21 protein-coding genes are annotated in these 23,937 nt (G+C 47.2%); 9 read left to right on the top strand and 12 right to left on the bottom strand.

The window, feature by feature from the left end; all coding sequences use genetic code 11:
• Positions 1–530: 530 nt before the first annotated feature.
• The 3 genes from B147_RS0101850 to B147_RS0101840 all read right to left on the bottom strand — a co-directional run bounded on the left by B147_RS0101850 (position 531) and on the right by B147_RS0101840 (position 3,409).
• Entirely contained in the window at positions 531–1,781 is a 1,251-nt protein-coding gene (locus B147_RS0101850; protein ID WP_020585561.1) for an AICARFT/IMPCHase bienzyme formylation region, read from the bottom strand.
• 2 nt (positions 1,782–1,783) lie between these two features.
• Complete coding sequence (locus B147_RS0101845) at positions 1,784–2,467, bottom strand: IMP cyclohydrolase (protein ID WP_020585560.1); 684 nt, start codon at positions 2,465–2,467, stop codon at positions 1,784–1,786.
• A gap of 225 nt (positions 2,468–2,692) precedes the next feature.
• Complete coding sequence (locus B147_RS0101840; protein WP_033396712.1) at positions 2,693–3,409, bottom strand: YkgJ family cysteine cluster protein; 717 nt, start codon at positions 3,407–3,409, stop codon at positions 2,693–2,695.
• A gap of 222 nt (positions 3,410–3,631) precedes the next feature.
• Between B147_RS0101840 and B147_RS0101830 the strand changes: the two genes are divergently transcribed.
• The 4 genes from B147_RS0101830 (at position 3,632) to B147_RS0101815 (ending at position 7,133) form a co-directional block, all read left to right on the top strand.
• Complete coding sequence (locus B147_RS0101830) at positions 3,632–5,353, top strand: carbon starvation CstA family protein (protein ID WP_026259471.1); 1,722 nt, start codon at positions 3,632–3,634, stop codon at positions 5,351–5,353.
• An 81-nt stretch (positions 5,354–5,434) separates the two neighbouring features.
• Complete coding sequence (locus B147_RS0101825) at positions 5,435–5,896, top strand: hypothetical protein (protein WP_157237729.1); 462 nt, start codon at positions 5,435–5,437, stop codon at positions 5,894–5,896.
• On the top strand, positions 5,893–6,186 hold the full coding sequence (locus tag B147_RS0101820) for a DUF7990 family protein (protein WP_245568886.1): 294 nt from the start codon (positions 5,893–5,895) through the stop codon (positions 6,184–6,186). Before B147_RS0101825 ends, B147_RS0101820 begins: the two co-directional genes overlap by 4 nt.
• Positions 6,183–7,133, top strand: a complete 951-nt coding sequence (locus tag B147_RS0101815) for an ArsA family ATPase (RefSeq protein WP_020585554.1) — start codon at positions 6,183–6,185, stop codon at positions 7,131–7,133. Before B147_RS0101820 ends, B147_RS0101815 begins: the two co-directional genes overlap by 4 nt.
• Here the strand turns inward: B147_RS0101815 and B147_RS0101810 are convergent.
• From B147_RS0101810 to B147_RS0101790, 4 genes are all read right to left on the bottom strand, one after another.
• On the bottom strand, positions 7,096–7,380 hold the full coding sequence (locus B147_RS0101810; protein WP_245568885.1) for a hypothetical protein: 285 nt from the start codon (positions 7,378–7,380) through the stop codon (positions 7,096–7,098). The two genes, B147_RS0101815 and B147_RS0101810, sit on opposite strands and share 38 nt — an antisense overlap.
• A gap of 453 nt (positions 7,381–7,833) precedes the next feature.
• Positions 7,834–9,195 (bottom strand): sigma-54-dependent transcriptional regulator, encoded by a 1,362-nt coding sequence (locus tag B147_RS0101800; RefSeq protein WP_020585551.1) that lies wholly within the window; start codon positions 9,193–9,195, stop codon positions 7,834–7,836.
• Entirely contained in the window at positions 9,192–9,920 is a 729-nt protein-coding gene (locus B147_RS0101795) for a hypothetical protein (protein ID WP_020585550.1), read from the bottom strand. Before B147_RS0101795 ends, B147_RS0101800 begins: the two co-directional genes overlap by 4 nt.
• Before the next feature lie 25 nt (positions 9,921–9,945).
• A complete protein-coding gene (locus B147_RS0101790) occupies positions 9,946–11,280 on the bottom strand; it encodes a HAMP domain-containing sensor histidine kinase (RefSeq protein ID WP_033396710.1) in 1,335 nt (444 codons plus the stop codon).
• 310 nt (positions 11,281–11,590) lie between these two features.
• Here B147_RS0101790 and B147_RS0101785 point away from each other — a divergent pair, with 310 nt between their 5' ends.
• From B147_RS0101785 to B147_RS0101765, 5 genes are all read left to right on the top strand, one after another.
• Positions 11,591–12,736, top strand: a complete 1,146-nt coding sequence (locus tag B147_RS0101785; protein ID WP_020585548.1) for a DUF362 domain-containing protein — start codon at positions 11,591–11,593, stop codon at positions 12,734–12,736.
• A gap of 2 nt (positions 12,737–12,738) precedes the next feature.
• The gene (locus B147_RS0101780) at positions 12,739–13,734 is read left to right on the top strand and encodes a DnaJ domain-containing protein (protein ID WP_020585547.1); all 996 of its coding nucleotides are present in this window, start codon (positions 12,739–12,741) and stop codon (positions 13,732–13,734) included.
• Positions 13,735–13,867: 133 nt separating this feature from the next.
• Positions 13,868–15,889 carry a TonB-dependent receptor plug domain-containing protein gene (locus tag B147_RS0101775; protein ID WP_020585546.1) on the top strand — a complete coding sequence of 674 codons (2,022 nt, stop codon included), beginning with the start codon at positions 13,868–13,870 and terminating at the stop codon, positions 15,887–15,889.
• 50 nt (positions 15,890–15,939) lie between these two features.
• On the top strand, positions 15,940–16,515 hold the full coding sequence (locus B147_RS0101770; RefSeq protein ID WP_020585545.1) for a YfiR family protein: 576 nt from the start codon (positions 15,940–15,942) through the stop codon (positions 16,513–16,515).
• On the top strand, positions 16,512–18,593 hold the full coding sequence (locus B147_RS0101765) for an ATP-binding protein (protein ID WP_020585544.1): 2,082 nt from the start codon (positions 16,512–16,514) through the stop codon (positions 18,591–18,593). The genes B147_RS0101770 and B147_RS0101765 overlap by 4 nt, the downstream gene beginning before the upstream one ends.
• Positions 18,594–18,717: 124 nt before the next feature.
• Here the strand turns inward: B147_RS0101765 and B147_RS0101760 are convergent, their stop codons facing one another.
• The 5 genes from B147_RS0101760 to B147_RS0101740 are packed head-to-tail and all read right to left on the bottom strand — an operon-like array spanning position 18,718 to position 23,904.
• Positions 18,718–19,308 (bottom strand): chemotaxis protein CheD, encoded by a 591-nt coding sequence (locus B147_RS0101760; protein ID WP_020585543.1) that lies wholly within the window; start codon positions 19,306–19,308, stop codon positions 18,718–18,720.
• Entirely contained in the window at positions 19,271–20,341 is a 1,071-nt protein-coding gene (locus B147_RS0101755; protein ID WP_020585542.1) for a protein-glutamate methylesterase/protein-glutamine glutaminase, read from the bottom strand. Before B147_RS0101755 ends, B147_RS0101760 begins: the two co-directional genes overlap by 38 nt.
• A gap of 31 nt (positions 20,342–20,372) precedes the next feature.
• On the bottom strand, positions 20,373–21,227 hold the full coding sequence (locus B147_RS0101750; protein ID WP_026259470.1) for a CheR family methyltransferase: 855 nt from the start codon (positions 21,225–21,227) through the stop codon (positions 20,373–20,375).
• Positions 21,228–21,264: 37 nt separating this feature from the next.
• Positions 21,265–21,804: a chemotaxis protein CheW gene (locus B147_RS0101745; protein ID WP_020585540.1), complete on the bottom strand. Its 540-nt coding sequence runs from the start codon at positions 21,802–21,804 to the stop codon at positions 21,265–21,267.
• Between the two features lie 27 nt (positions 21,805–21,831).
• Positions 21,832–23,904 carry a chemotaxis protein CheA gene (locus tag B147_RS0101740; RefSeq protein ID WP_020585539.1) on the bottom strand — a complete coding sequence of 691 codons (2,073 nt, stop codon included), beginning with the start codon at positions 23,902–23,904 and terminating at the stop codon, positions 21,832–21,834.
• Positions 23,905–23,937 lie beyond the last annotated feature (33 nt).

The following is a 23,937-nucleotide window of genomic DNA, read 5'->3' as shown; positions in this document are numbered from 1 at the left end:
CTCTTATCCAAAATTTTGCTCCACTCAATCCATGGACAGTAAAGCAAAAAGGCTATGTAAGTTCTTTTGAAAGAGTTAACGAATTTAAGTACCACGAAAATTGGCTTCATAATCTTTTAATTTCGGGTTCATTGGGAGGCTTACGGACATGTCCCCAAAATCCGTTATAATCAGGAAAAATCTAATTGGGATAGGATTCCCCATCACTGAGTATCCTGCTAATGGTAATACATTATTTTCGTGACTGTTCGAAGGCCCACCAGAATCAATTTAATAGAACATTAAATTTACTGGTACAATTTTTAACTGGGGTGTTTAATTTCCAATAACAGCTATGGGCTGGCCTGGTCTATCGGCACCCAGGCTCAGCCCACAACGAAAGTTGAAAGATCAGCGTTGGTTACACAGACTTTCATATAAATCTTTATTGGTTGCCTCAAAAGAATCGATACGTCATTGTGCTCTTAATCTTGCTCCTGCTCGTGCTCTAAATAATATAAATTCGAGCACGAGCAGGAAAAAAAGTTCAGTTAGTGCTTAAAACTGCGCTGGCCTGTGTATACCATGCTTGCGCCGTATTCATTGCAGGCCTCAATGGACTGGTAATCATTCATGGAGCCACCGGGCTGGATCACGGCTTTTACCCCCTGCCGCAGCCCCACATCAATGCCGTCCCTGAACGGAAAAAACGCATCCGAAATCATGGAAGAACCAATAAGCCCGCCCTTTTGGTCTGCCACATCCGCTTCAATCTCGGCCTTTTTATCTTCATCGGTCAAGTTGGCAAAAGGCGTATTGTAGCGTTCAAAGCAGTACCGGTCACATAATTTGCGATAGGCCTTGTCCACGGCGATTTCCGCAACTCCCACCCGGTCCTGTTCACCGGTGCCGATCCCCACGGTGCAGTTGTCCTTGACATATATTACCGAATTGGAGGTAATACCGGACTCCACCAGCCAGCCAAAAAGCATATCCTCGTATTCCTGGTCCGTGGGGACCCGGTCTACTTTATAGGTTGTTCCCTTGTATTCTGTGGAAGCAATGAAAAGATCTTCTTTTTTCAGTGTTGTGGGCACAAAGGACCACTGGGCCACAATGCCGCCGTCCATGAGGCTTTTGAAATCCACCACCCGCTCACCAATAAAGGATTGCAGTTTGTCCATGGCGTTGATCCGGATCACCCGCAGATTTTTCCGCCGGCCCAGAATCTCGATGACCCCGTCCTCAAACTCCGGAGCTACCACCACTTCAGCATACTGATCGGCAATGCCTTCTGCAGTTGCTTTGTCCACGGCCTTGTTCAATGCAATGCACCCGCCAAACGCCGCTATACGGTCTGCCATATAGGCTTTAGCATAGGCCTGTTCCAGGCTGTCCGCCCGGGCAGCCCCGCAGGGGTTGTTATGCTTGACAATAACGGCACAGGGGGTATCCGTAAAATACCGGAGAATATTCAAGGAGTTGTCTGCATCCGTTAAATTGGTTTTACCTGGGTGTTTACCGGACTGCAGCAGTTCAATATCGGACACGAGATGTTTACCCGGCACGATGGTTTTTGCGTCCCCTAGGGCTAAATTCCCATTCACCAGCCGGTACAATGCAGCTTCCTGGCCCGGGTTCTCCCCGTAACGAAGACCCTTTTCCACCCCATCAATAATCCAGGAGGCTTTTTCATAAAACAGGGTTTGCCGGCTATCGCCATTCACAAAGGAGATCTCCATGGCCGGGGTAAAATGGTCATCCATGATGGTTTTGTACATCTTTTTAAGATCTGTGCTCATATCTATTCCCCTGTTTTATAACACGATTGAACGTCTTGTTTTGAAAGCCCGGTTAGATAATCGGCAATGGCCCGGTCGTACCGGGCGGTATGCTCAAAGGCCTTTGTTGCAAGAGAGTACCGGTCTTTCAGTTCCAAAGCCCCGTCCTGTTTTTTAAGGACTTCCAGAATATCGTCATAGGATTTGGGATCCACCACAGAGGCGACCCGGATAAAATTTTTAGCAGCGGCCCGGATCATGGTCGGCCCGCCAATATCAATATTGCCCCGGGCATTTTCCACGGTAACATTTTCCTTGGCAATGGTCTGGGCAAATGGATAGAGATTGACCAAAACCATATCAATGGGTAGTGCATGGGTTCTTTTCAGGTCATCCTGGTGGGCAGGATTATAAGTTTCAGTCAAAAGACCCAAATAAATTTTAAAATCAAGGGTCTTAACAAGTCCCCCCTGGGTTTCGGGCTGGCCGGTATAATCAGAGACCTGTTTAAGGTTGTCTTGTGCATCAGGTCCAAGAATCTCTTTTATTTTGGAATAGGTTCCGCCGGTGGATAAAATGGTCATATCGGGATTAATCCCGAGCAACCCCGGAATAAATGTCTCAAGCCCGCTTTTATCGGATACGCTGACCAGAATGGTCTTTATTTTCACTAAATCGTCAATTCTTTCTACCACGTTTTTAGTCATGGTTGTTCCTTATTCTATAATAGGTTGGTGCTATATATTTTAAATGCAGGCATGCATTTAACCCATTCTTACGGGTGAAGTCAAGCTCGTGTTTGAACGAAAAGTCACCCAGCTGCGGCGTTGCTGCACAAAGCTAAAATCCTCACGTACGCCAGTACGCTCCGGTTTCAGCTTTGCTTGCGCCTTGCATCTGGGCAACTTTTCGTCCAAACACAGGTATTCCCTTCAAGCAGAACTTAAGGGACCATCATTTTCTTGGATCATACGTCTTAGAGACTGAACAAGATTTCGGGTCTTTTCGACATGCTCAGGCGGAATCATAAGCGCAGGAATCTTTAGATTCTGGGTGGTTCCTGGAATTTTGCCTTTCTTTGGCAATCGGTTACAATCCAAGACATTCTTTTGTGCATATTCCAGCAGGTCAAGGAAGCTGCCGTATACGCCACCTGCATCCAGGTGCTCCACGAACTGCATGAAAACGGTTGTTATGGTTAATGCAAAAAAAGGCATATCCGCCTGCCCAGCCTGCCGGCACGGGGTTGTGGACATCATCACCCGGCACCCCAGGGGCCGGACAGGGTAGATGGTGCAAATCCCGTCTTCAAGCAAAGGACAGGTTCCCCAGGACGGATCATTTTCCTGATCATCTGCATCACGGCCTTCCATGCAGGCCAGGGCAAATCCATTGGTGGTCTGAAAGGGCCGGAACCTTCGCGTTTGTCCGGCACGGGCCAGCCGGACACGGATATCGTCCAGCCTCCCGGCATCCAGGCGGTCTTGGAGATAGGCAATTTCAAGACCTGTGGTGGTGACATTACAGGTACAGCAGTCTGCACACTGTTTTGTGCAGGCAAATGAAAACGCTGCCATCGCCTTGTCAAACAGGGTATAAATTTCTTCAAGGGTATCCACAGCGTTATTAAGTTTTACAATACATGTCATTGTTTCAACCAACTAATTAAACTTAAACAAAATAGTTGTTCCTCCCATATCATTGGAGTATAGTCACGTCAACGAAGAGGACGGGAAATCACACCAGACAGACATTTATCAGTGTCCGCCAAAACGTTTTATACTAAGGGAAGTTACATAATTTTAAAACCGGCTGCCTGTGCCATGCATACACTAAAACAGGCAGATAGGTAAGAAAAGGAGAATGCAAAAATGAACGCCTTATTAATCATGATCCTATCCTTTGCGGGTTATCTTATCATGTACAACCTTTACGGTCGATACATCGGCAAAAAAATATTTAACCTGACCCAAGGGGCAGGCGTCCCTGCCGTAGAGATGGAAGACGGGGTGGATTATGTCCCCACCAAAAAAGAGGTGATCTTCGGGCATCACTTTACTTCCATTGCCGGCACAGGCCCCATTGTGGGACCGGCCGTTGCCATTATCTGGGGCTGGGCACCGGCCCTGATCTGGGTTTTTGTGGGCAGTATTTTCATGGGTGCGGTCCACGACTTTGGCGCATTAATCATCTCCATGAGAAACCAGGGTAAATCCATTGCCGATTATACGGCCAAGTATGTAAACAACCGGACCCGGTTCTTCTTCTTTTTAATCGTATTTCTTGAGCTGTGGATCGTTATTGCCGTATTCGGCCTTGTCATTGCCATTGTGTTCAGCATGTACCCGCAGTCCGTATTACCGGTATGGTGCGAAGTTGTCATCGCTGTCCTGCTGGGCCATGCGGTTTACAAACAGGGCAAAAGCATCATGACCTGGTCTATTATTGCCGTGATTGCAATGTATATCACTGTTGCCATGGGCATTTATCTGCCTTTTAACATGCCGGAAATGGCAGGGATTCCCGCCACGGGCATCTGGAGTATCATTCTGTTGTTCTATGCCTTCATCGCATCGGTTCTTCCGGTGACCACACTGCTGCAACCCCGGGACTTCATAAACTCCCACCAACTTTTAATCGCCATGGCTCTTTTGATTGCAGGTGTTTTTGTCTCTGCCTTTGGCAGCAACCTTGAAATTGTGGCCCCGGCTGTTCAGCTGACCCCTGAAAAAGCGCCTCCCATGTGGCCCTTCCTTTTTATCACCATCGCCTGCGGGGCCATTTCAGGCTTCCATTCCCTGGTGTCATCCGGCACCTCTGCCAAACAGGTACGGTATGAAACCGACTCATTGTTTGTGGGTTACGGTTCCATGCTATTGGAAGGCGCGCTTGCGGTTCTGGTTATTATATCTGTGGCCGCCGGTATCGGTATGGGCTATCCCACCAAGGACGGCCAGGTACTGACGGGTGTCGCTGCCTGGACCACCCACTATTCATCCTGGGCGGCCGCCGCAGGCCTTGGCTCCAAAATCAGCGCCTTTGTTAACGGTTCCGCCAATATGATTGCCTCTCTGGGAATTCCCACAAGCCTTTGCGTTGCCGTCATGGGTGTGTTTGTGGCCTCATTTGCCGGCACCACTCTGGATACGGCCACCCGTATCCAGCGCTACATCATTTCAGAGCTGTTTTCCAATCTTAAACTTGACTTTCTTACAGGCAAATATACAGCTACCTTCTTAGCTGTTGCCACAGCCCTGGTCCTGGCCTTTGCCACAGGCGCCGGCGGCAAGGGCGCGCTCAAACTGTGGCCCATGTTCGGTGCGGTAAACCAGACCCTGGCCGGACTTGCATTAATCATCATTGCAGCCTATCTAAAGACAAAAGGCGGTGTCAAGTGGCTTGTGGCCGGTGTCCCGGCCATTGCCATGATGGTGTTGACCATATGGGCGCTCATTTTAAATCAGACCACATTTGGCGCCAACCACAATGCGCTGCTGCAGACAGTGAACGGCATCAGTCTAATACTGGCTGTCTGGATTTTCATTGAAGGCTTGATCAAAATTGCAACGGTGAAAACAGATATAGATCTTTAAGATGCTGATAACAGCCATGGGCTGACCTGTTCTATCAACACCCAGGCTCACCCCACAAAAAAAACATGAAACAATCTGACCATGATTTCTAAGTTAGAACTGATATCATCCCTTAAGCGTCTTTACTGGCTAATCACAGGACCGGCATTGATAATTGTTGCATGCCTTCTTGTGGCCCGTAATTTTGGCAGCCACTCCCCGGAAGCCGCCATCCGGCAGTTACCTGAAATCTGGCATGTGATGCTTTTCACGGGCGCTGCCGCTACCGCCATTGCAGGGCCCGTTTTGATACGGGTAAAATTTGCTTACAAGGTCAGACAGAATCTCCAGGTGCAAATTTCACCGTTTTTAACCTTCCAGCGCCGGCTGATCATTGTCTCCGGCATTACCCCCTATCTGGCACTTGCCGCCGTATGTGGCCGGCTTTCCGAATTTCATGCCGGCGGCATTATTCTCATGGCACTTTACGGGGTCTATTATTACTTTCCGTCCAAAAAACGGATTGCCCATGACATCAAACTGTTCAGGGTGGTATGGCCATGATTAAAAACGCGATGATTAGAATAAAAAACGCCATAGTCAACACCTGGAAAACAGCGGATGAGGTGGCTCGATACAAGGCGGTTGACCGTCTGGAGGACGAGGTTGAAGAGATGGAATATATTTTTGCGGTACTCTGCCAGGGGGCCTTCATCGGCATGCCTGCCCCACCGGAACGTATCAGCCTGGACCTTTTGCCGGATATGGAAAAAGATCTCATCCTATTAATGGAACGGGTGGAGACAGCCAATGAACCGTTATCAAGACTTTTTTCCGCGTTTGATATCTCATGAAAATGGAACCTGAAGTTCTCTTTTTTTTAGGAAAAGGCGGCACAGGCAAATCTACATGTGCGGCACTTTGCGCTCTTGACCTTGCCGGAGCGGGTTTAAAGGTGTGCCTTTCATCACTTGACGATGCCCACAACCTGTGTGATATTTTTCAGACTTCCTTTTCCCATGCGCCCAAGACCGTTCTTCCCAGCCTTGAAGTTATCCAGGTGGACAAAGACAGAGAGATCGCCTCCTATCTGGAAGGGGTTACACGAAAGGTAAAACGTAACTTCACCTATCTGACCGCCTTTAATCTCAGCAACTATTTTGATGTACTAAAACTGTCCCCGGGTATGGAGGCACACGCACTTGCCGCAAGTTTCAGTGATCTTAAAAAAAAATACATGGGTTGGGATTACCTGATTATAGACATGCCGCCCACAGCCCTTTCCCTAAGCTTTTTCAATCTGCCGACCCTGTCATTGCTCTGGGTGGATCAGCTGGAAAAACTGCGGCTGGATATCAACAAAAAAAAAGAAATTATTTCAAAAATAAAATTGGCCGGTAAGGAGATTGCCCAGGATAAGGTGCTGGCAAGAATTATGGAGATAAAATCCGACCATCTGAAGCTAAAATCCTTTTTTGAACATAGAGCCATATGCTATGTCGTGCATAATGCAGATGCCCTGTCCCTGGCAGAAACCCGAAGAATTGCCGACCAGCTTGCAACGCTGGGTATAAAACTGGCCGGCCTGTTCTGCAATCACAGGACCCCGGGCAAAGGAGATCCAAATACCACCGATCCGGGACTCCCATGCCGGACTTTAATAAATCTGCCCTACGCCGCCTACCCTCTGGTGGGAATTGACACACTGACCCGGTTTACCAGGCAGGCCGGTCTTGATTTATCCGGAACACTGAGAAAATCAATTACTCGCCAATCTTTTCAATGTCCAGGCCGATCATGAAGTGATCTTTAAATCCGTTGGGCGTACCGTCAAGAATATATTTGATGCGGGTCGGTTTACGAACTGCAGGTATTGTCTTGTCCTTGTAATGAAAAATCATGGGCACAAGATCGCCGCTTTTAAGACTCTCCAACGCCTTTGAGTGCTTTGTCACCAGCGCGAAAAATGGTTCTGATTCATTGTTCCTCAACTTAAACTGATAAAAAATTCCAGGATTATCCAGTTGAAACTCCGCGCTGAAATACATATTATCCTCCTGTTTCATCTCCACTGATCAATAGCCTCCTTTTCAGATTTTGGCAAAACACATAAATATTATTGTTATATTTTTTTTTCGAATTCCATAAGGATTTAAACAGAGTATGAGCAACTTATGTGCCATCTGCCCTACCCCAAAAACATAAAAAAAATCAGGTAAATCGAAAAAGTTATTTTCAGGATAAAAACAGTCCCTCCAATACCAGGTATCCGGTTACCAAAAATGTTTTGAAAGTTACGAAAACTGCATCCCAGTATCAAAAACGGCCTGGGAACCGATTGCCTCAAAAGCATAGTAAAAAACAGGATACCCCGAAAATTGATGAATCCGCAGAAAGCCCAACCGATGACTAAATAGTGTCTGGTCAGAGGCGATAACCTAATGCGCAAAGACTTTTTACGACGCCATCAAATTATTTCGCAATTATGAAGCCTTTATGTTTTATTTATAGACTGTAGGATTAATCTCATACTTTTTGACCTTATAGTGCATGGCCCGTTTGCTGATGCCCAAAAGATCGGCCGCTTCTTTTTGGACCCCCCTTGACTTTTTCAGGGCCCTTATGATGGTATCCTTTTCACTCTGTTCAATGGAAAACGCCTGGGAATCGGGCAGGTCGGAAGTCAGCACCGCATTTTCCCTGATGTTTTCAATCTGAAGGTCCCATGGTTCAATAATCTGATTTTGGCACAGAACAGCCCCGGCTTCAATGGTATTTTTCAATTCCCGGACATTACCGGGCCAGGGATGTTCTCCCAGCACTTTGACCGCAGCATCGGAAATACGCATCCGGTCAGTGCCGTGCGCCCGGCCATAGTTGCCGGCAAATAGATCGGCCAAAGGGTAAATATCTTCTTTTCGCTCCCGCAAAGGCGGAATGGTCAGGGTGATTCCCTTGAGACGGTAGTACAGGTCCTGGCGGAAGCTTCCCTCTTCAATAGCCTGGGCAAGATCCGCGTTGGTCGCTGCAACCACCCGACAGTCCACAGTTGTTTCTTTTATTGCGCCCACCTGGCGGATTTTTTTATCCTCCAGAAATCTTAACAGACGGCATTGCATGTCATGGGAGATATTGCCGATCTCATCCAGGAAAAGCGTCCCGGAGTCCGCAGCCTGGATAAGCCCGACTTTGTCCTTTACGGCATGGGTAAACGCCCCTTTCAGATGCCCGAACAATTCACTTTCAAGGATACCTGCCGGCGTTGACCCGCAGTCCACCACCGTGTAAGGTTGTTCTTTCCTTGGGCTATTTTTGTGAATACATCCGGCAATACGCTCTTTGCCCACCCCGCTTTCCCCGAGAATAAGCACATTGACCTGGGTTGCAGCCACCTTTTTCACCGTGGTATAAAGGCGCTTCATGGCAGCGGATTTTCCCCAGTAGAACCCGGATTCAACCAGAGGTATCGTTCCTGTGTCGCCATTTGTGCCGCGCAGGGCTATCACAGCATTAATTTTTTGGATCAGATCCTTGCCGTCAAAGGGTTTTGAAATATAATCGGCTGCGCCCAGTTTTATAGCATCCACAGCATCCGGTATGGTCCCGTGGGCAGTCAAAAAAATCACCGGCAAATCCGGCAGGGACTTACGAATATGCGTGAACAATTCCATTCCGCTTTTCCCCGGCATTTTTATATCTGAAACTAAAAGATCTACGCCTTTCTGCGCTTTGAGTATCTGTTCGGCCCCTGCCGCATCCTTTGCCTTTAACACCTTGAAGTTGGATGCGGACAACCTTGCGTCCAAGACCTCCAGGATATTGGGGTCATCGTCAACAATAAGTATTTTGTGTGCTGCCGTCACTGGTTCTCCCTTTGTTCCTGCCGTTCCTTATCAATTTTCTCAAGCACGGTTATCTGGTGCAAAAGATCAGTTATCCGTATCTCCTGTTCCATGTTCTGCTTTTCTAAGGCTGTTATTTTGCACCCGAGGGTATCAATTTCTTTTTGCATATTAAGGCGCTCTTTTTTATAAATTTCCTCTCTGGCATAAAGCGTATTAAGCTTTTTCAAAATACCCGACCGCTCGGATTCAAGCAAGACCATTCCGTGGCCCAGGGCTTTTTCCAGCATCCCGGGGTACATCCTCGACCACAGATTGCAAGAAGTCCTACGGCGGGCAGTATCCCGGCCCCCGGGCGTTGAAATCCGACAGGGTAACTGTGAAGGTAAAAGCATAAGTCGCTCCACTGCCGCTCTAAAAGCCGGGGCATTTTCCGCAAGGATCATGTCAAGACAAACATTTCCATAAAGACCGGCCGCCTGATAATGTGCACTGTTTTCCCTTAAAACAAGCTTTGAAAAAATCTGACGGGAAAGGGTATAATCTCCATTTAAATATGCCTCCTGGCCCTGTTTTACCATGGCATCCCGGCAGACGAAAGTGCAGGTAGGTAAGATGCTGCACCCGTTTAAAAACACCCCGACACACCCGATAAAAACCAGAATCCTGAAACAAAGAAAAAAACGAGTGACCGTCTTTCCCATGAACAATTTCAGGTAAAAATCAGATATCCATGAAAAACGCATATAAAAAGTCCTTAAAATTCATCTATTAAAACACCGGTAAAGTAAAGGAGAAGGTACACCCTTTATTCGGGTTATTCTCAACAAAAATTTCTCCGCCATTGGCTTGAACAATGCGCCGGGCAATATTTAAACCAAGTCCGACCCCGTCCATGTGTTTACGCACCTCCCTGGCCCGGTAGTATTTCTTAAAAATCAAATTTTTTTTATCGTCGGGAATACCCGGCCCTTCGTCACTGACAGCACATGTCAGAAAATGCTTTCCCGGCCCCCGGGTCAAACGGACGCTCACCCGGCTGTTGTCCGGTGAAAATTTCAGCGCATTATCCAGAATATTTATTATGACCTGCATTATTTCCTTTTCATCCCCTTTGACCATGGGTGCCTGTCCAAGAACCTTAAATTCCGTACGGATACCCCGGGCCTTTGCCCCGGGGGTAATACTTAAAATGGCGGATTGCACAAGCTGATTGGGATCAAAGGGGGCAACCTGTCTTTTCTTAGTCCCTGAAACCAGGATAGACGCATCCAGAAGGTGGTTTAAAAGGCCTGTAATCCGGGCAATTTCATTGGCTGCAATGGTTAAAAATTTCTTCTGTTTATTATTTACCGGCCCAAGAACCTCTTCGGTCAACATATTCACAGATTCACGGATGGAAGACAAGGGGCTTCTAATTTCATGGCTTAAGGTGGCAATAAAATCCGAACGGATCTCGTCATCGGCTTTAAGCTGACGATTCATATCATTGAATGCCGCTGCCAACTCTCCAAATTCGTCTTTGGAAGTAATATCCATCTCGTAAGTGTAATTATCATCAGAGACCCGGTTAAGCCCGGATTTTAATTTATTCAAGGGGACAATGATGGATCTGGAAATAAACCCAATGCCCATAATACCTACCAGTATAGAAATACCAAACCCGATGATACAGTTTCTTATCACCTGGCCGCTTAAGCGGTTGATCAGGATCAGCGCCTGCTCAATTCTGCCTTCATTGTCCTTTCTGGCCATGGCAATGGTGGCCATCCAGTGGTCCATCACATCAGCATCAATCCAGGTATACGCTTCGGTCACCGCTTGTTCCATGGACACACCCGACTGGATATGCCCACCAAAGGTCCGGTCAATGTTACGCCAGTATCCTGCAGGCGTTCCCCGCCTTGCATCCAGCCCAATGATCTCATCAAGCACCTTTTGGTAATTGCGCCGGGCTGTTCCAAAATAATCAAAATAAACATCTTTTTTCAGCAGTTTCAATTTCTTAATATTTGCGTCCATATCAAGAAGGTTATTTTTAAGATCGTTGGACAATACCGCAATCCGGTTGCTGATACCGACAATCCGGGCAGAAGTAGCGGACATTTCCCGGACCTTCATAAACAGGCCATATACTGTGCCATAAAATATGAAGAGGAAAAAAAAGAGAAAAACAAAAAGTTTTTTTGAGATACCTGGTGTCATGGACATAATTGTTACCGTTTACATAGGTGAAAGCGTTTTACCATGCCGGACCAGTCAAGTCAAATCCCGACTGGAACAAAGCACGTTTAGGAACCTTAAGCAAAACCGGAACCAAAATCAATCGACACATTTACCTGTATTGAATTTCCATGACAGATACTTTATCTTTGTAAACTTAAGGGGCTTAAAAAAAGCCAAAAAGGAGAATTTAATGGGTGCTGATGTATTTTTCATGGATATGACCGCCACATCAAGGGAGAACCTGCCCGCTAAATTGAAACGTCTGGTAACCATGGCAGGACTTCACGCCGTCCTGGACGAAAATGATCTGACCGCTGTAAAGGTGCATTTTGGTGAACAGGGAAATACGGCTTATATTCGGCCTGTTCTTGTCCGTAACATTATCCGGGCCATCAGAAAAGCAGGCGCCACACCTTTTCTGACCGATGCCAACACTCTTTATGTGGGAACCCGCTCTGATGCAGTCTCCCATATCAAAACCGCGGTGGAAAACGGATTTTCCTATTCATCCATGGATGCAGCCCCTTTGATCATTGCCGACGGCTTGTTCGGAAAAAGCGAGACAGCCGTCCGGGTGGATCTCAAACACAATCGGGAGGTGTTTATCGGGTCGGAAATTATCAATGCCGACGCGATGGTGGCACTGGCCCATTTTAAGGGACATGAGCTGTCCGGATTCGGCGGCACCCTTAAAAATCTGGGGATGGGATGTGCATCCCGCCGGGGCAAGCTTGACCAGCATTCCAATGTAAGTCCTAAAATAAAACGCAAAACCTGCATCGGCTGCGGCCTATGTGCCCAACACTGCCCGGGGCAGGCCATAACCATCGAGAACAAAAAAGCCTATATGAACAAGACAGCCTGTATCGGGTGTGCCGAATGTATTGTGCGCTGTCCCACCCAGTCCATCAACATCAACTGGAACCAGGATGTCCCTGTCTTTCTTGAAAAAATGATGGAATATACTGCCGGCGTGCTGAAAGATAAAACCGGTAAATGCCTGTTTGTCAACTTTATCACCAATATCTCGCCCAAATGTGACTGCCTGCCCTATGCCGAAGCCCCTATCTGCAATGATATCGGTGTGGTGGCATCCCGTGATCCCGTGGCCATTGATCAGGCCAGTGCAGACCTTGTCAACCAGGCCCAGGGCCTTGCATCTTCGGTGTTGACCACCCACCTGGCCCCGGGAGAGGACAAGTTCAAAGGACTTTATCCGAACGTGGACTGGGAACACCAGCTTGCGTATGCCCAGGACATCGGCCTTGGTACAAGACTTTACAACCTGATCAAACTGGAGACCCTGGCATATAAAAATCCGGGGGCACACGGTTAACTATGTATCTGGCAAAAGTAAAAAAAAACAGAACGACTACCTATATCCTGAGAGAATCGGTCAGACAGGGTGAACAGATGGTGGCCCGGGACATTTTTGATCTGGGGCCCTGCCCCGGGGCCTGGATTGATTATCCCGGCGGTAATGCCTGGTATTTAAGTCCGGATCTTGAGTCAAAGATTTCGAGTCTGGCCGCTACCTTCGACAGTGACCGGTTTGAAGACCTGTTCCGGCCTTTTCTCCGGCCGGACATCCGCAGGGCAACCCGAACATTCAGACAACGCGCCTTTAAGCAGTATACGCCCATGACCCGGAGGCAAAAAGAGATCATTGCAAGACAGGTCCATGCCTTTGACAAACGCCGGGCCCATTTTCTTAAATTCGGCAACATGGACCAAGGGCCCATGGTCAATATGCCGACAGTCATTTTCAGGCAGTTGAACAACAAATCCCGGGATGAAATCGAACAGCATTTCATGGCCCAGGAGCGGGTTTTGCGACAAAAAGATCTTAAATCCTACATATATACGGCACTTGATCTCCACCGTTTCTTCAAAGGATTCATGGCAAAGCAGATGCCCCAGGCGTTGGACCAGGATAAGGTGGAGGCATTTTTCATTCAGGAGTTATGTCTGCTGAATAAAGAACTTTTCGGACTGACCAGCCGGCTGCATGAATACCTGATCCGGTATGCTGTTATGTTTTTCGATCACACTTACGGGGATTCGGTGCTCTTGGATGATATGGTTAAGGATTTCCAGTTCCGTCAAAGAAGCCGCTGGTTTAAGCCGCCGGGTGCCTCCCGGCAACTTTCACTATCCCAGGCATTTAAAATATTTAATCTCACGGCCAAAGCCCTGGCGGCCATGGACAAAAAAGATCTCACACGGGAATTTCGGCGCCTTGCAAGACAACACCATCCGGACAGGGGCGGCAGCCACGACAGGTTTGTAGAACTGAATAACGCTTACCAGGCCCTGCTTGAAAAACTGTCATAACAATGAATATCCCGGAATGGATTGACAATAAAGGGATTTAACATTAAATATTAGGAACATCTATAATATTTATTGTTACAGATTATCGATTGTTTCATATACAGTTCTCATAATCTTAAAAAAGAGGATTCAGGTGTCACGCGATATCCCCAAAAAAATGATGCTGTTGCTTCTTTCTGGCCTGTTCTTTTTTTTACCCGCCATTTGTCCGGCCGCACAGGACCAGGATCTAACTGAATTCTCCATTGAAGAACTCATGGATATCAAAGTCACTTCCGTGAGTAAAAAAAGCCAACGATTGTCTGACAGTGCAGCCGCAATCTTCGTGATCACCCGGGAGGATATCAGGCGATCCGGGGCCACCAGTATTCCAGATGCCCTGCGTATGGCCCCGGGCGTGAATGTGGCACGCATCGACAGCAACAAATGGGCAATAAACTGCAGGGGATTTAACAGCCGCTTCTCCCCAAGCCTCCAGGTCCTTGTTGACGGACGTAGTGTGTATACCCCGAGTTTTTCAGGTGTATACTGGGAAGTAACAAATGTACTGCTTGAGGACGTGGACCGCATTGAGGTGATCCGCGGTCCCGGTGCTACCATCTGGGGCTCCAATGCAGTCAATGGGGTAATCAATATTATCACCAGACAGGCCAATGAGACCCAGGGCGGTTTTGTTCAGGCGTCTGCCGGAACCGTGGAAAAAAACATGGCGGCCGCAAGATATGGCGGCACCATGGGTAAAGATAAATTCTGGCGGGTTTATGCCAAGCACAGGGCCAGGGATGAATTTGAGCGTATTTCCGGAGAAGACGCAGGTGACGACTGGCAGATCAATCAGGCCGGCTTCCGCATGGATGCCCAAATGTCTTCGGCCGACGATTTTACCCTCCAGGGGGATATCTACGACGGCCATATCCACCAGGATCTTTATCTCTACAGTCAGGCGTCCCCATACATGGATGAATTCCAAGTAAAAACAAAAGTTTCCGGGGGTAATATCCTAGGGCGATGGACAAAGGTTCTTTCCGGAGCATCGGAAATGTCTTTGCAGATGTATTACGATACCATGCATCGTTCCGAAGATATCCTCAACGAAGATCGGCACAACCTTGATGTGGAATTCCAGCACCGTTTCGGGCTGGGTTTTGGGAACGATATTATCTGGGGACTTCGGCTGCGCCATTCATATGATGACTATGCAGGCTCAAAAATCGTATTCATGGATCCGGTCAGCACAAGTGATCTTCTGTACTCGGCCTTTATCCAGGATGAAATATCTTTACTTGAGGATAAAGTCAAACTAACCATTGGTTCAAAATTTGAACACAACGATTATACCGGCCTTGAAATTCAACCATCCATAAGGCTATTATGGGGACCTGGTGAACGCCACAGGTTGTGGGCTGCCGTTTCCCGGGCCACCCGGATTCCCTCCCGGATTGAAGCCAACGCTATCGTCTACATCTCCGGCACAGATATCCCCGGCAGTCCATATCCTTTGTATACCAGATTCATAAATAATGAAGATCAAACGGCAGAAACACTGTGGGCCTGGGAAGCAGGATACCGCTTTATCCCGCAACAAAACCTCTCAATTGATTTGGCACTGTTTTTCAATGATTATAAAAATCTAAGGATCTATTCACCCCGGGGGGAGGCCTATTTTGATGCCGAGAACCAAGCGCTTATTCAGGATATTGCGTTAAGCAATATGTCCAATGCCAGGTCCTGGGGGGCAGAAATTTCAGTGGATCTGGCTACAGGCAGGAAAGTCAAATGGACCCTTGCCTACTCACTGACATTCCATGATTATGACAATGACGAGGATTTCGAAATCGACTTTGGATTTACAAAACATCAGGTCTCCTTGAAGGGCCGATTTGATTTGACGAAAAATCTGACCCTGGACGCCTGGTTTAGATATGTGGGCAAAACAAATGCAAATTACGTATTTTCTGATTCTGTCACATATGAAATTGACGATTACGTGACCCTGGACCTGCGCCTGGGATGGCGGATACGGCCGGATCTGGAATTTTTCCTGACCGGGCAGAATCTGCTACAGGACAGCCATCTTGAATTTGTACAGGACGCATTCAGTTATCCTGTGGAAGTCCCCCGCAGCGCCTATGCCGGCCTGACCTATAGATTCTAAAGATATGCTGTATTCCCCACGGAATAAAAATAAGACAGATGCAACCTTTAATGTATAAAATAATAATTAAAATATTCATCCCCGCCTTCATCTGCCAATTTCTGTTATGTATTATTGCGTTAGCAACAGTCCAGTCACAAAACCTTGAAGAATATAGGGTCAAAGCAGCCTTTATTTACAATTTTACCAAACTCATTCAATGGCCCGAAAATGCATTTGACAAAGAAAGGAAAAATTTTAAAATAGCCATATTCGGCAATGACCGTCTGAAAAAAGGCTTCCAGACCATTGACGGAAAAATCAGCACAGGACGCATCATATCCATCCAGTATCCTGACCCCAAAGCGGTTGATTATAAAAAAATACTGGCAGAAAGTCATATTGTATTCATCAGCAGGCATACACGTTTAGAGCAGGTTTTGCAAATTTTAAGTAATATTGGGGACAGACCGATTCTCACTATTGGAGAGGTCAAAAATTTTAGCCGGGCCGGAGGCATTATTCAGTTTTTCACAAGGGATGATCATCTCCATTTTGAAGTAAATATCAAAAAAGCTGAGGCACACCAGCTCAAATTCAGTTCCAGGCTGCTTAAACTGGCTGTCATTGTAAATGAAAAAGAATGAAACCCAAAAAACCATCAAATCATAGCGTTGTTTCCATCAGAATAAAATTGATCCTGACCCTTGGATTTACGGCACTGCTGGCTCTTTTTATGATGGCCGCGTCCATGGTGGCCTATGAAACCTATAATGCCAGAATCAATCTGGTTGATGAACTTGCATCCATGGCCGACTTGATTGCGTTAAACTCTTCGGTTGCCATGATGTTCAATGACCGGGATGCGGCATTGGAGGATTTAAGCGCCCTGTCTGCAAAACAGGGCATTCTCGGCGCAGTCCTTTACGACACCCACGGCACAATTTACGCTGATTTCTCAAGGGATGCCGTTCCCATTGACATGTTAGTCCATGAAGTCAAACAGATATGCAAACCAGGTAGCTCCCCAATTGAGGCAATTGCTGCCCAAAAAATGCTGAGCGGGTTTACAAACGGCCATGCCCATGTGATCCTGCCGGTCAATTTTAAAGACCATTTTTTAGGTGCCATTCATCTCATTGATGATATGCAACAACAAAAAAAAAGATTGTCTGCATATTATCTGATTGTTGCGGGCACTGTCATCATCTCTTTGGCAGTGGTCCTTATTCTGTCCTCCAAACTGCAATCTATATTCACCCGGCCATTATTTGATGTCATTGATTCCATGGGACAGGTGACCCGAAAAAAAGATTATCAGGTCAGGGTAAAACAATACAGTAACGATGAGTTTGGGGTGCTTGTGGAACAGTTTAACCAGATGATTGAAGAGATCCAGGCCAGGGACGACAGGCTGAAGTCATACAGCGCAAGTCTTGAGACCAGGGTCGAACAAAGAACTCTGGACCTGACCGAGGCCAAGGAAGAACTTGAATTCACGGTCATTCATCTGAAAAAGGCCCAGAAAAAAGCTGAAGAAGCCAGCCGGGTAAAATCCCAGTTCCTTGCCAACATGAGCCATGAAATCAGAACGCCCATGAACGGCATTATCGGCATGACGGAAATCCTGCTTGCATCCAAACTTTCCAGTGAACAGGAAACATTTGCGGGCAATATTCAAAAATCAGCCCAGACCCTGCTCGCAATCATCAGCGATATTTTAGATTTTTCCAAAATTGAAGCGGGCAAACTTGAAATTGAATCCATTCCCTTTGATTTAGGCAGCCTGCTGACGGACATTAAAGCACTTCTGATGTTTGCAGCCAGGGATAAAAACCTAAATTTAACTGTTGAAATCCAAAAGGGCACACACCTTTTCCTGGTGGGAGACCCTACAAGGATCAGGCAGGTGCTGATTAATCTTGTGGGCAATGCCATAAAATTTACAGAAAAAGGCAGTGTAACCATCATGGTATCCACGTCCCCGATAGAGGACAATGAATTTCACAGCTTTGAAGACCAAAAATCCCGGGTTGACCTGACCATTTCCATCAAAGACACCGGCATCGGCATCCCACCCGAAAAACAAGAACTTTTATTTTCGCCCTTTTCCCAGGCTGACGCCTCTTTCACGCGCAAATACGGCGGCACAGGACTTGGCCTTGCCATTTCATCGGACCTGGTGTCACTGATGGGAGGCACCATCAGGTGTAACAGCGAACCGGGGAAAGGAAGCACATTCTCCTTTGTCCTCCCTTTAAAAAGGGCCTTGCAAAAGAATAACGAAATGCCGTCCGCCGGCCATGCGGCCCGGCTCCCAAAAACGGATAAGATAAATCTTCATGTACTGGTGGCCGAAGATAATATCACCAACCAGGATGTTTTTTCAACTATGCTTGAGACATTTGGTTGCAGGGTGGATATTGCAGCCACGGGTGTTGATGCCAGGGATAAGTTCATCTCTTTAAAACCGGACATCATCCTCATGGACTGCCAGATGCCGAAAATGGACGGTTACCAGGCCACCCGGGAAATCAGAAAACATGAGGCGGCCTTTGGTACCCATACCCCGATCATCGCCATCACCGCCCATGCCATGACGGATGATAAGGATAAATGCCGGGCTGCAGGTATGGACGATTTTTTGACAAAACCCTTCATGATGGAAGATCTTTTGGAAATAATAAAAAAATGGATGCCCCATCCGAATCCATCCGGCCCCTAATCTGAGAATATTGCCGGCAGCACTATCTGTTTTATATGAAAGTCTCCAGCAACTAACTGGATTATTTCTATTTTTGTTGTGGGCCGAAGTCTGGGTGCTGACAGACCGGGTCGGCCCATGGCCGTTAGTCAAACAGCGTAATATCTCCCGGCTCCTCCAACTGTCTTTTGATCCGGTTCCGTTTTCTCTGTTCTGCGGCCACCAGAGATTTCATGGATGGCACGCGCTTTAAAAAAACGTCACCCGTGGCAACATGAAAAAAAATTTTGCGTGAATCATGACCGCCAAAATCACGGCTCAGAATTTTAATTTTTTCAGACCGAAGAAAATTAACCACAAATTCCACATTCCTTGCCCCCACAGTCTTCTCTTGGGACACGGCCATCAGTAAATTAGCCCCGCCAAAGGTCTTTGCAACCACATTTTTACGGTTTCCGCCCAGCCGCATGATGGCGTTGATCAACAACTCCATGGCATTGATGCCATAGCGGGCAGAAGCATCATACTTATTAATATCCGGATTGGAGGGCATAAGGATGTGATTCATACCGCCGATTTTGTTTTCCGGATCATACAGACATACCGCCACACATGAGCCGAGCACGGTATGGATGATAACGTCCTGGCTGCTGACAAAATAATCTCCGATACCAATGGAGACCTGATTTACCGTCCGCTTAAATGGTCCGGCATTTTTTAAGTAAGGCGTCTGCAATTTTATCCAGTGGAAGAATGATGTTCACAGCATCCAGTTTTATGGCTTCTTTGGGCATGCCAAACACCACACAGGACGATTTATCCTGGGCAATGGTGTAGGCCCCGGCCTGTTTCATTTCCAACATCCCTTTGGCACCGTCGTCACCCATCCCGGTCATGATGACACCCAGTGCATTTTTCCCGGCATACCGTGCAGCAGAACGAAAAAGAACATCCACAGAAGGACGGTGACGGGACACCAGCGGGCCGTCCCGAACCTCAACATAATACCTGCTACCGTTTCTTTGAAGCAACATGTGACGATTGCCGGGGGCGATAAGTACCTGGCCCGGTAAAACAGTGTCGTTATTTTCCGCCTCCTTGACAGACACAAAGCCAATTTTATCCATTCGGTCGGCAAAGGCCTTGGTAAAATTTGCGTGCATATGCTGGACCACAACCATACCGGGCATATCCCGCGGCAAACGTTCAAAAAGGACTTTTAACGCTTCTGTGCCGCCGGTTGACGCACCGACAACAATGACTGTTTCCGTAATTTTGTCCATGGCCTTGCCGGGCGGGCCAGGCAAAACAGCATCTGCGGTCAATTTTGGAGAAACGTCAATAGATTTCACATGTTTTCGCACCTTGACCATGGCAGCCGCCTTAACCGCGTCACAGATTTTTATTTTTGATTCCTCAAAAAATTTCTTTGTACCCAGGTTCGGTTTTTCAATCACTTCAACAGCCCCGTTTTCCAATGCTGACAATGCGGTCTGGCTCCCCTGGTTGGCCAGACTCGAACAGATGATCACAGGAATGGGATGCTGGGCCATAATTCGCTTCAAAAAGGAAATCCCATCCATGCGGGGCATTTCAACATCCAGAATAATGACATCCGGCACTTCATTACGAATCTTTGAGGCTGCTACGATTGGATCCTGGGCCATGGCCATAATCTCAATTTCCGGATCAGAGGTCAGCACCTCGGACAGAGCGTTTCGAACTAGGGCGGAATCATCCACAACCAGCACTCTAATTTTTTTCCCCATTTTCACCTTCGTCGTTTATCGTCGTTTGCCATTACCCAACTTTCTGATAGATCGTCGTTTGAATTGATCTTAGAGGAAACTCAGTGTGCTGAATAACTTCTGAGTGCCCCATGAAAAGAAAGCCCCCCGGCTTTAAATGGCTTAACAGCCGATGCAGAATTTGATGCTGGGTGTCTTTTTCAAAATAAATCATTACATTTCTGCAGAATATAATATCCATCTGCTCAACGGCGGTATACCGTTTATTCATCAAATTTAAACGCAGCAACCTTACCTTGGATCGAAGTTGAGGGGCAATTCTGACCATGTTTTTACGCCGATCCTTGCTTCGCAAAAGATATTTTTTTCTCAGAGCCATGGGCACCGGCTCAATCTCCTCATGGGTGTATACAGCTTTTTGGGCAACGTTCAATACGTCTGTGGAAATGTCCGTACCAAGAATACGGAAGTCTATATTCTTCTGCTGTTCCGCATATTCAGACAGTACCATGGCCAAAGAATAGGGCTCATGCCCCCGGGAGCAGGCAGCGCTCCATATAGACAATTTTTTGGGATCGCATGTGGGCATGCCAGCAACTAATTCCGGCAATGCCTTTTTTTCCAGAAAAACAAATTGTTTAGACTCCCTGAAAAAATCGGTTTTATTGGTTGTCACCTGATTGATGAAAAAAGGCAATTCATCCCTTTGTCCCCGGGAACTAAACAGGTAGGCACAATATTCTTCATAAGAAGATATATTCAGGACACTTAAGCGTTTACGCAAACGGGACTCAACCATACCACGTTTGGCATCCGGCATCTTGATACCCAGTTCGGCATGGATATAGTCGCCTAATCGCCTGAAATCAGCCATGGCAAGCGAAGGCTGGGATAAAAAGCTCATCATCTATCCTTTCCGGGACACCCATAGCAAATTATTGCACTTAATCATCGTTTTCATCCTCAGCATCCATACCTACAGCGATTTCAGGCATGGGCATGTCATCAGTCGCCTGGACAATGGCAAGCTCCCCGGCAGAAAAAACTTTGCCCGTTTCAAGAATGATAATAAATTCTTCGTCTTTTTTCCCCATACCCTTTATAAATTCAGTCTTCAGCCGGGTACCGATCCTGGGTGGCGGATCAATCTGTTCGGGTTCAAGGCTGATCACTTCTTGAACCGCATCCACAAGAATACCAAGGATGGTCTGTTCACCATCAAGAAAAACCTCAATAATGACAATGCATGCGCCTTTTAGAGAAGTTGCCTCTGCCAAACCGAATTTAAGTCTAAGATCCACAACCGGCACCACCCCTCCCCTCAGGTTAATGACCCCGCACATGAAGTCCGGCATCTGGGGGACTTTAGTGATCTGAATAATATCAAGCACCTCACGAACAGTGGTTATGTCCATGGCATAAATTTCATTGTCCAGTTTAAATGTCAGGTATTGACTTGTCTGGGTGATGCCCTGTACGCTCATTGCCCCCCTCCTAATATGATTAATATGCTATGCGCTTTCCAGAAGAACATTGGTGTCTAAAATCAAGGCCACGGTACCGTCCCCTAAAATGGTGGCCCCGGAGATATTCTTGATGTTTTTAAAGGCCGGGCCCAAAGGTTTTATCACTGTCTGATGCCCCCCAATCACATGATCCACAACAAAACCAATGCGACTGTTGCTGACATCAGTAATGACTACATGCTCCGTCTCCGGACGACGCCCCTTCATGTGGAAACGGTCCCGAAGGCGAATATAAGGCACCATATCCCCGCGAACATTTAGAATATTCCTGCCGTTAATCTTTTCGATTTCCCTGCTTTTAATCTCAACACACTCTTCAACAGACATCAAAGGCAGTACAAAAAAATCATCCGCAATGCGTACAAGCAAACCATTGATAATCGCAAGGGTCAAAGGAAGTATAAGCGTAACCTTGGTCCCTTCACCAGGAACGCTGTCAATGTCAATGCGCCCTCTTAAAGAGTCAATGGTTCCTTTTACCACATCCATACCGACACCGCGGCCGGAGACACTTGTCACCTCATTGGCGGTGGAAAACCCGGGCGCAAATATCTGGGAAAAAATCTTTTTGTCGGATAGTTCTGCATTTTCAGGAAGCAAGCCCCTTTCCACGGCTTTTTGACGAATGGCATCGGCATTAAGCCCTGCCCCGTCATCCTGGATAGTAATGACCACATTGGTTCCCTTGTGCCCGGCAGAAAGGACAATGGTCCCTTTTTGGGATTTTCCCTTGAGTTCTCTGACTTCAGGGGGTTCCACACCATGATCAAGGCTGTTCCGGATCAGATGCACCAAGGGCTCATCAAGACGTTCCAAAATGGTCTTATCAAGTTCGGTTTCCGCCCCCTTGGTTATCAACTCAACCTCCTTGTTAAGCTGGGAGGACAGATCCCGCACCAGCCGCCTGAACTTATTGAAGATGGTGCCGATGGGCATCATCCTGATATTGAGCACACTGTCCCGAAGCTCACCGGTCAGGCGCTCAATTTCCTCCACAGACTCGCCCAATTCCGTATTATCCATGTTTGACGCCACCTGGGTCAGCCTGGCCTGGGTAATAACCAATTCGCCCACCAGGTTGATCAGCTTGTCAAGCCTGTTTGACGGCACACGTACAGTAGAGGCTGCAGATGATTTATGCATTTTGGTGACAACCGTCTGCTCTGTTAATGCAGACTTAAGCGTTTCCTTGGAAAGTGCATTGGATTCGATCAGCCGCTCATCTATTTTTTTATGGGTGTCGAATTGGCCGTCCAAAATTTCTCTATCAATATCACTCAGCCGCGGCACAGACACCTCCGGGGATGTAACGCCCTTCTCTTCGACTGTTTCAATGACGATTTCGCAGCTATCCTCCACAAATATGAAAACATCCCTGACTGCATTAACCCCCTTGGTGGTAGTCAAAATAATATCCCAGAAAAGATAGCATGACTCCGGGGAAAGATTTTCCAGATCCGGCACTCTTTCCGTCTGGGGCACGATGCGGCATACCCCCATATCGGCAAGATCAGAGAGCAGCATGACCGGATCCATACCAGTGGTAAATATATCAGGATCAGGTGAAAGCCGGATGCGATAAACCACTTCATTTTCCGGCCCGGGTACAGTCGATACGAAGGCATCTTCCGGCGCTTCTTTTGGGAATTCTTGGGCTGGTGATTCAGTGCCGTCGCAAGGAAGCAGACTTTTAAGGGAAGCAATGATTTTTTCACCTTCCCCGGGATCCACCAGTGGACCACCCTTCGCTTGGGCAAGCATAGCTGTGATGCGATCCCGTGACGCCAGAATCAAATCGATAAGTATCTTGGAGACGGGAACCGTTCGGTTTCGAACATTATCCAAAACCGTTTCAACGTGATGGGTAAACTCGGAAACGGCATCGAACCCGAACATAGCCCCGGAGCCCTTGATGGTATGCATTGCGCGAAACAGTCTGTTCACTGCTTCCTGGTCTCCGGGATGTTCTTCAATATCCAAAACCGCATCTTCAACGCCGGAAAGAAGTTCTTCCGCTTCGAGGCAGAACTCTTCAATGAATCGGTTGGCCTCATTCATAGGATACATCCTCTGATATACATGTTCAAAACA

The organism is Desulfobacter curvatus DSM 3379, assembly GCF_000373985.1.
GTDB lineage: Bacteria > Desulfobacterota > Desulfobacteria > Desulfobacterales > Desulfobacteraceae > Desulfobacter > Desulfobacter curvatus.
This window is presented reverse-complemented; position numbering and strand designations above follow the sequence as displayed.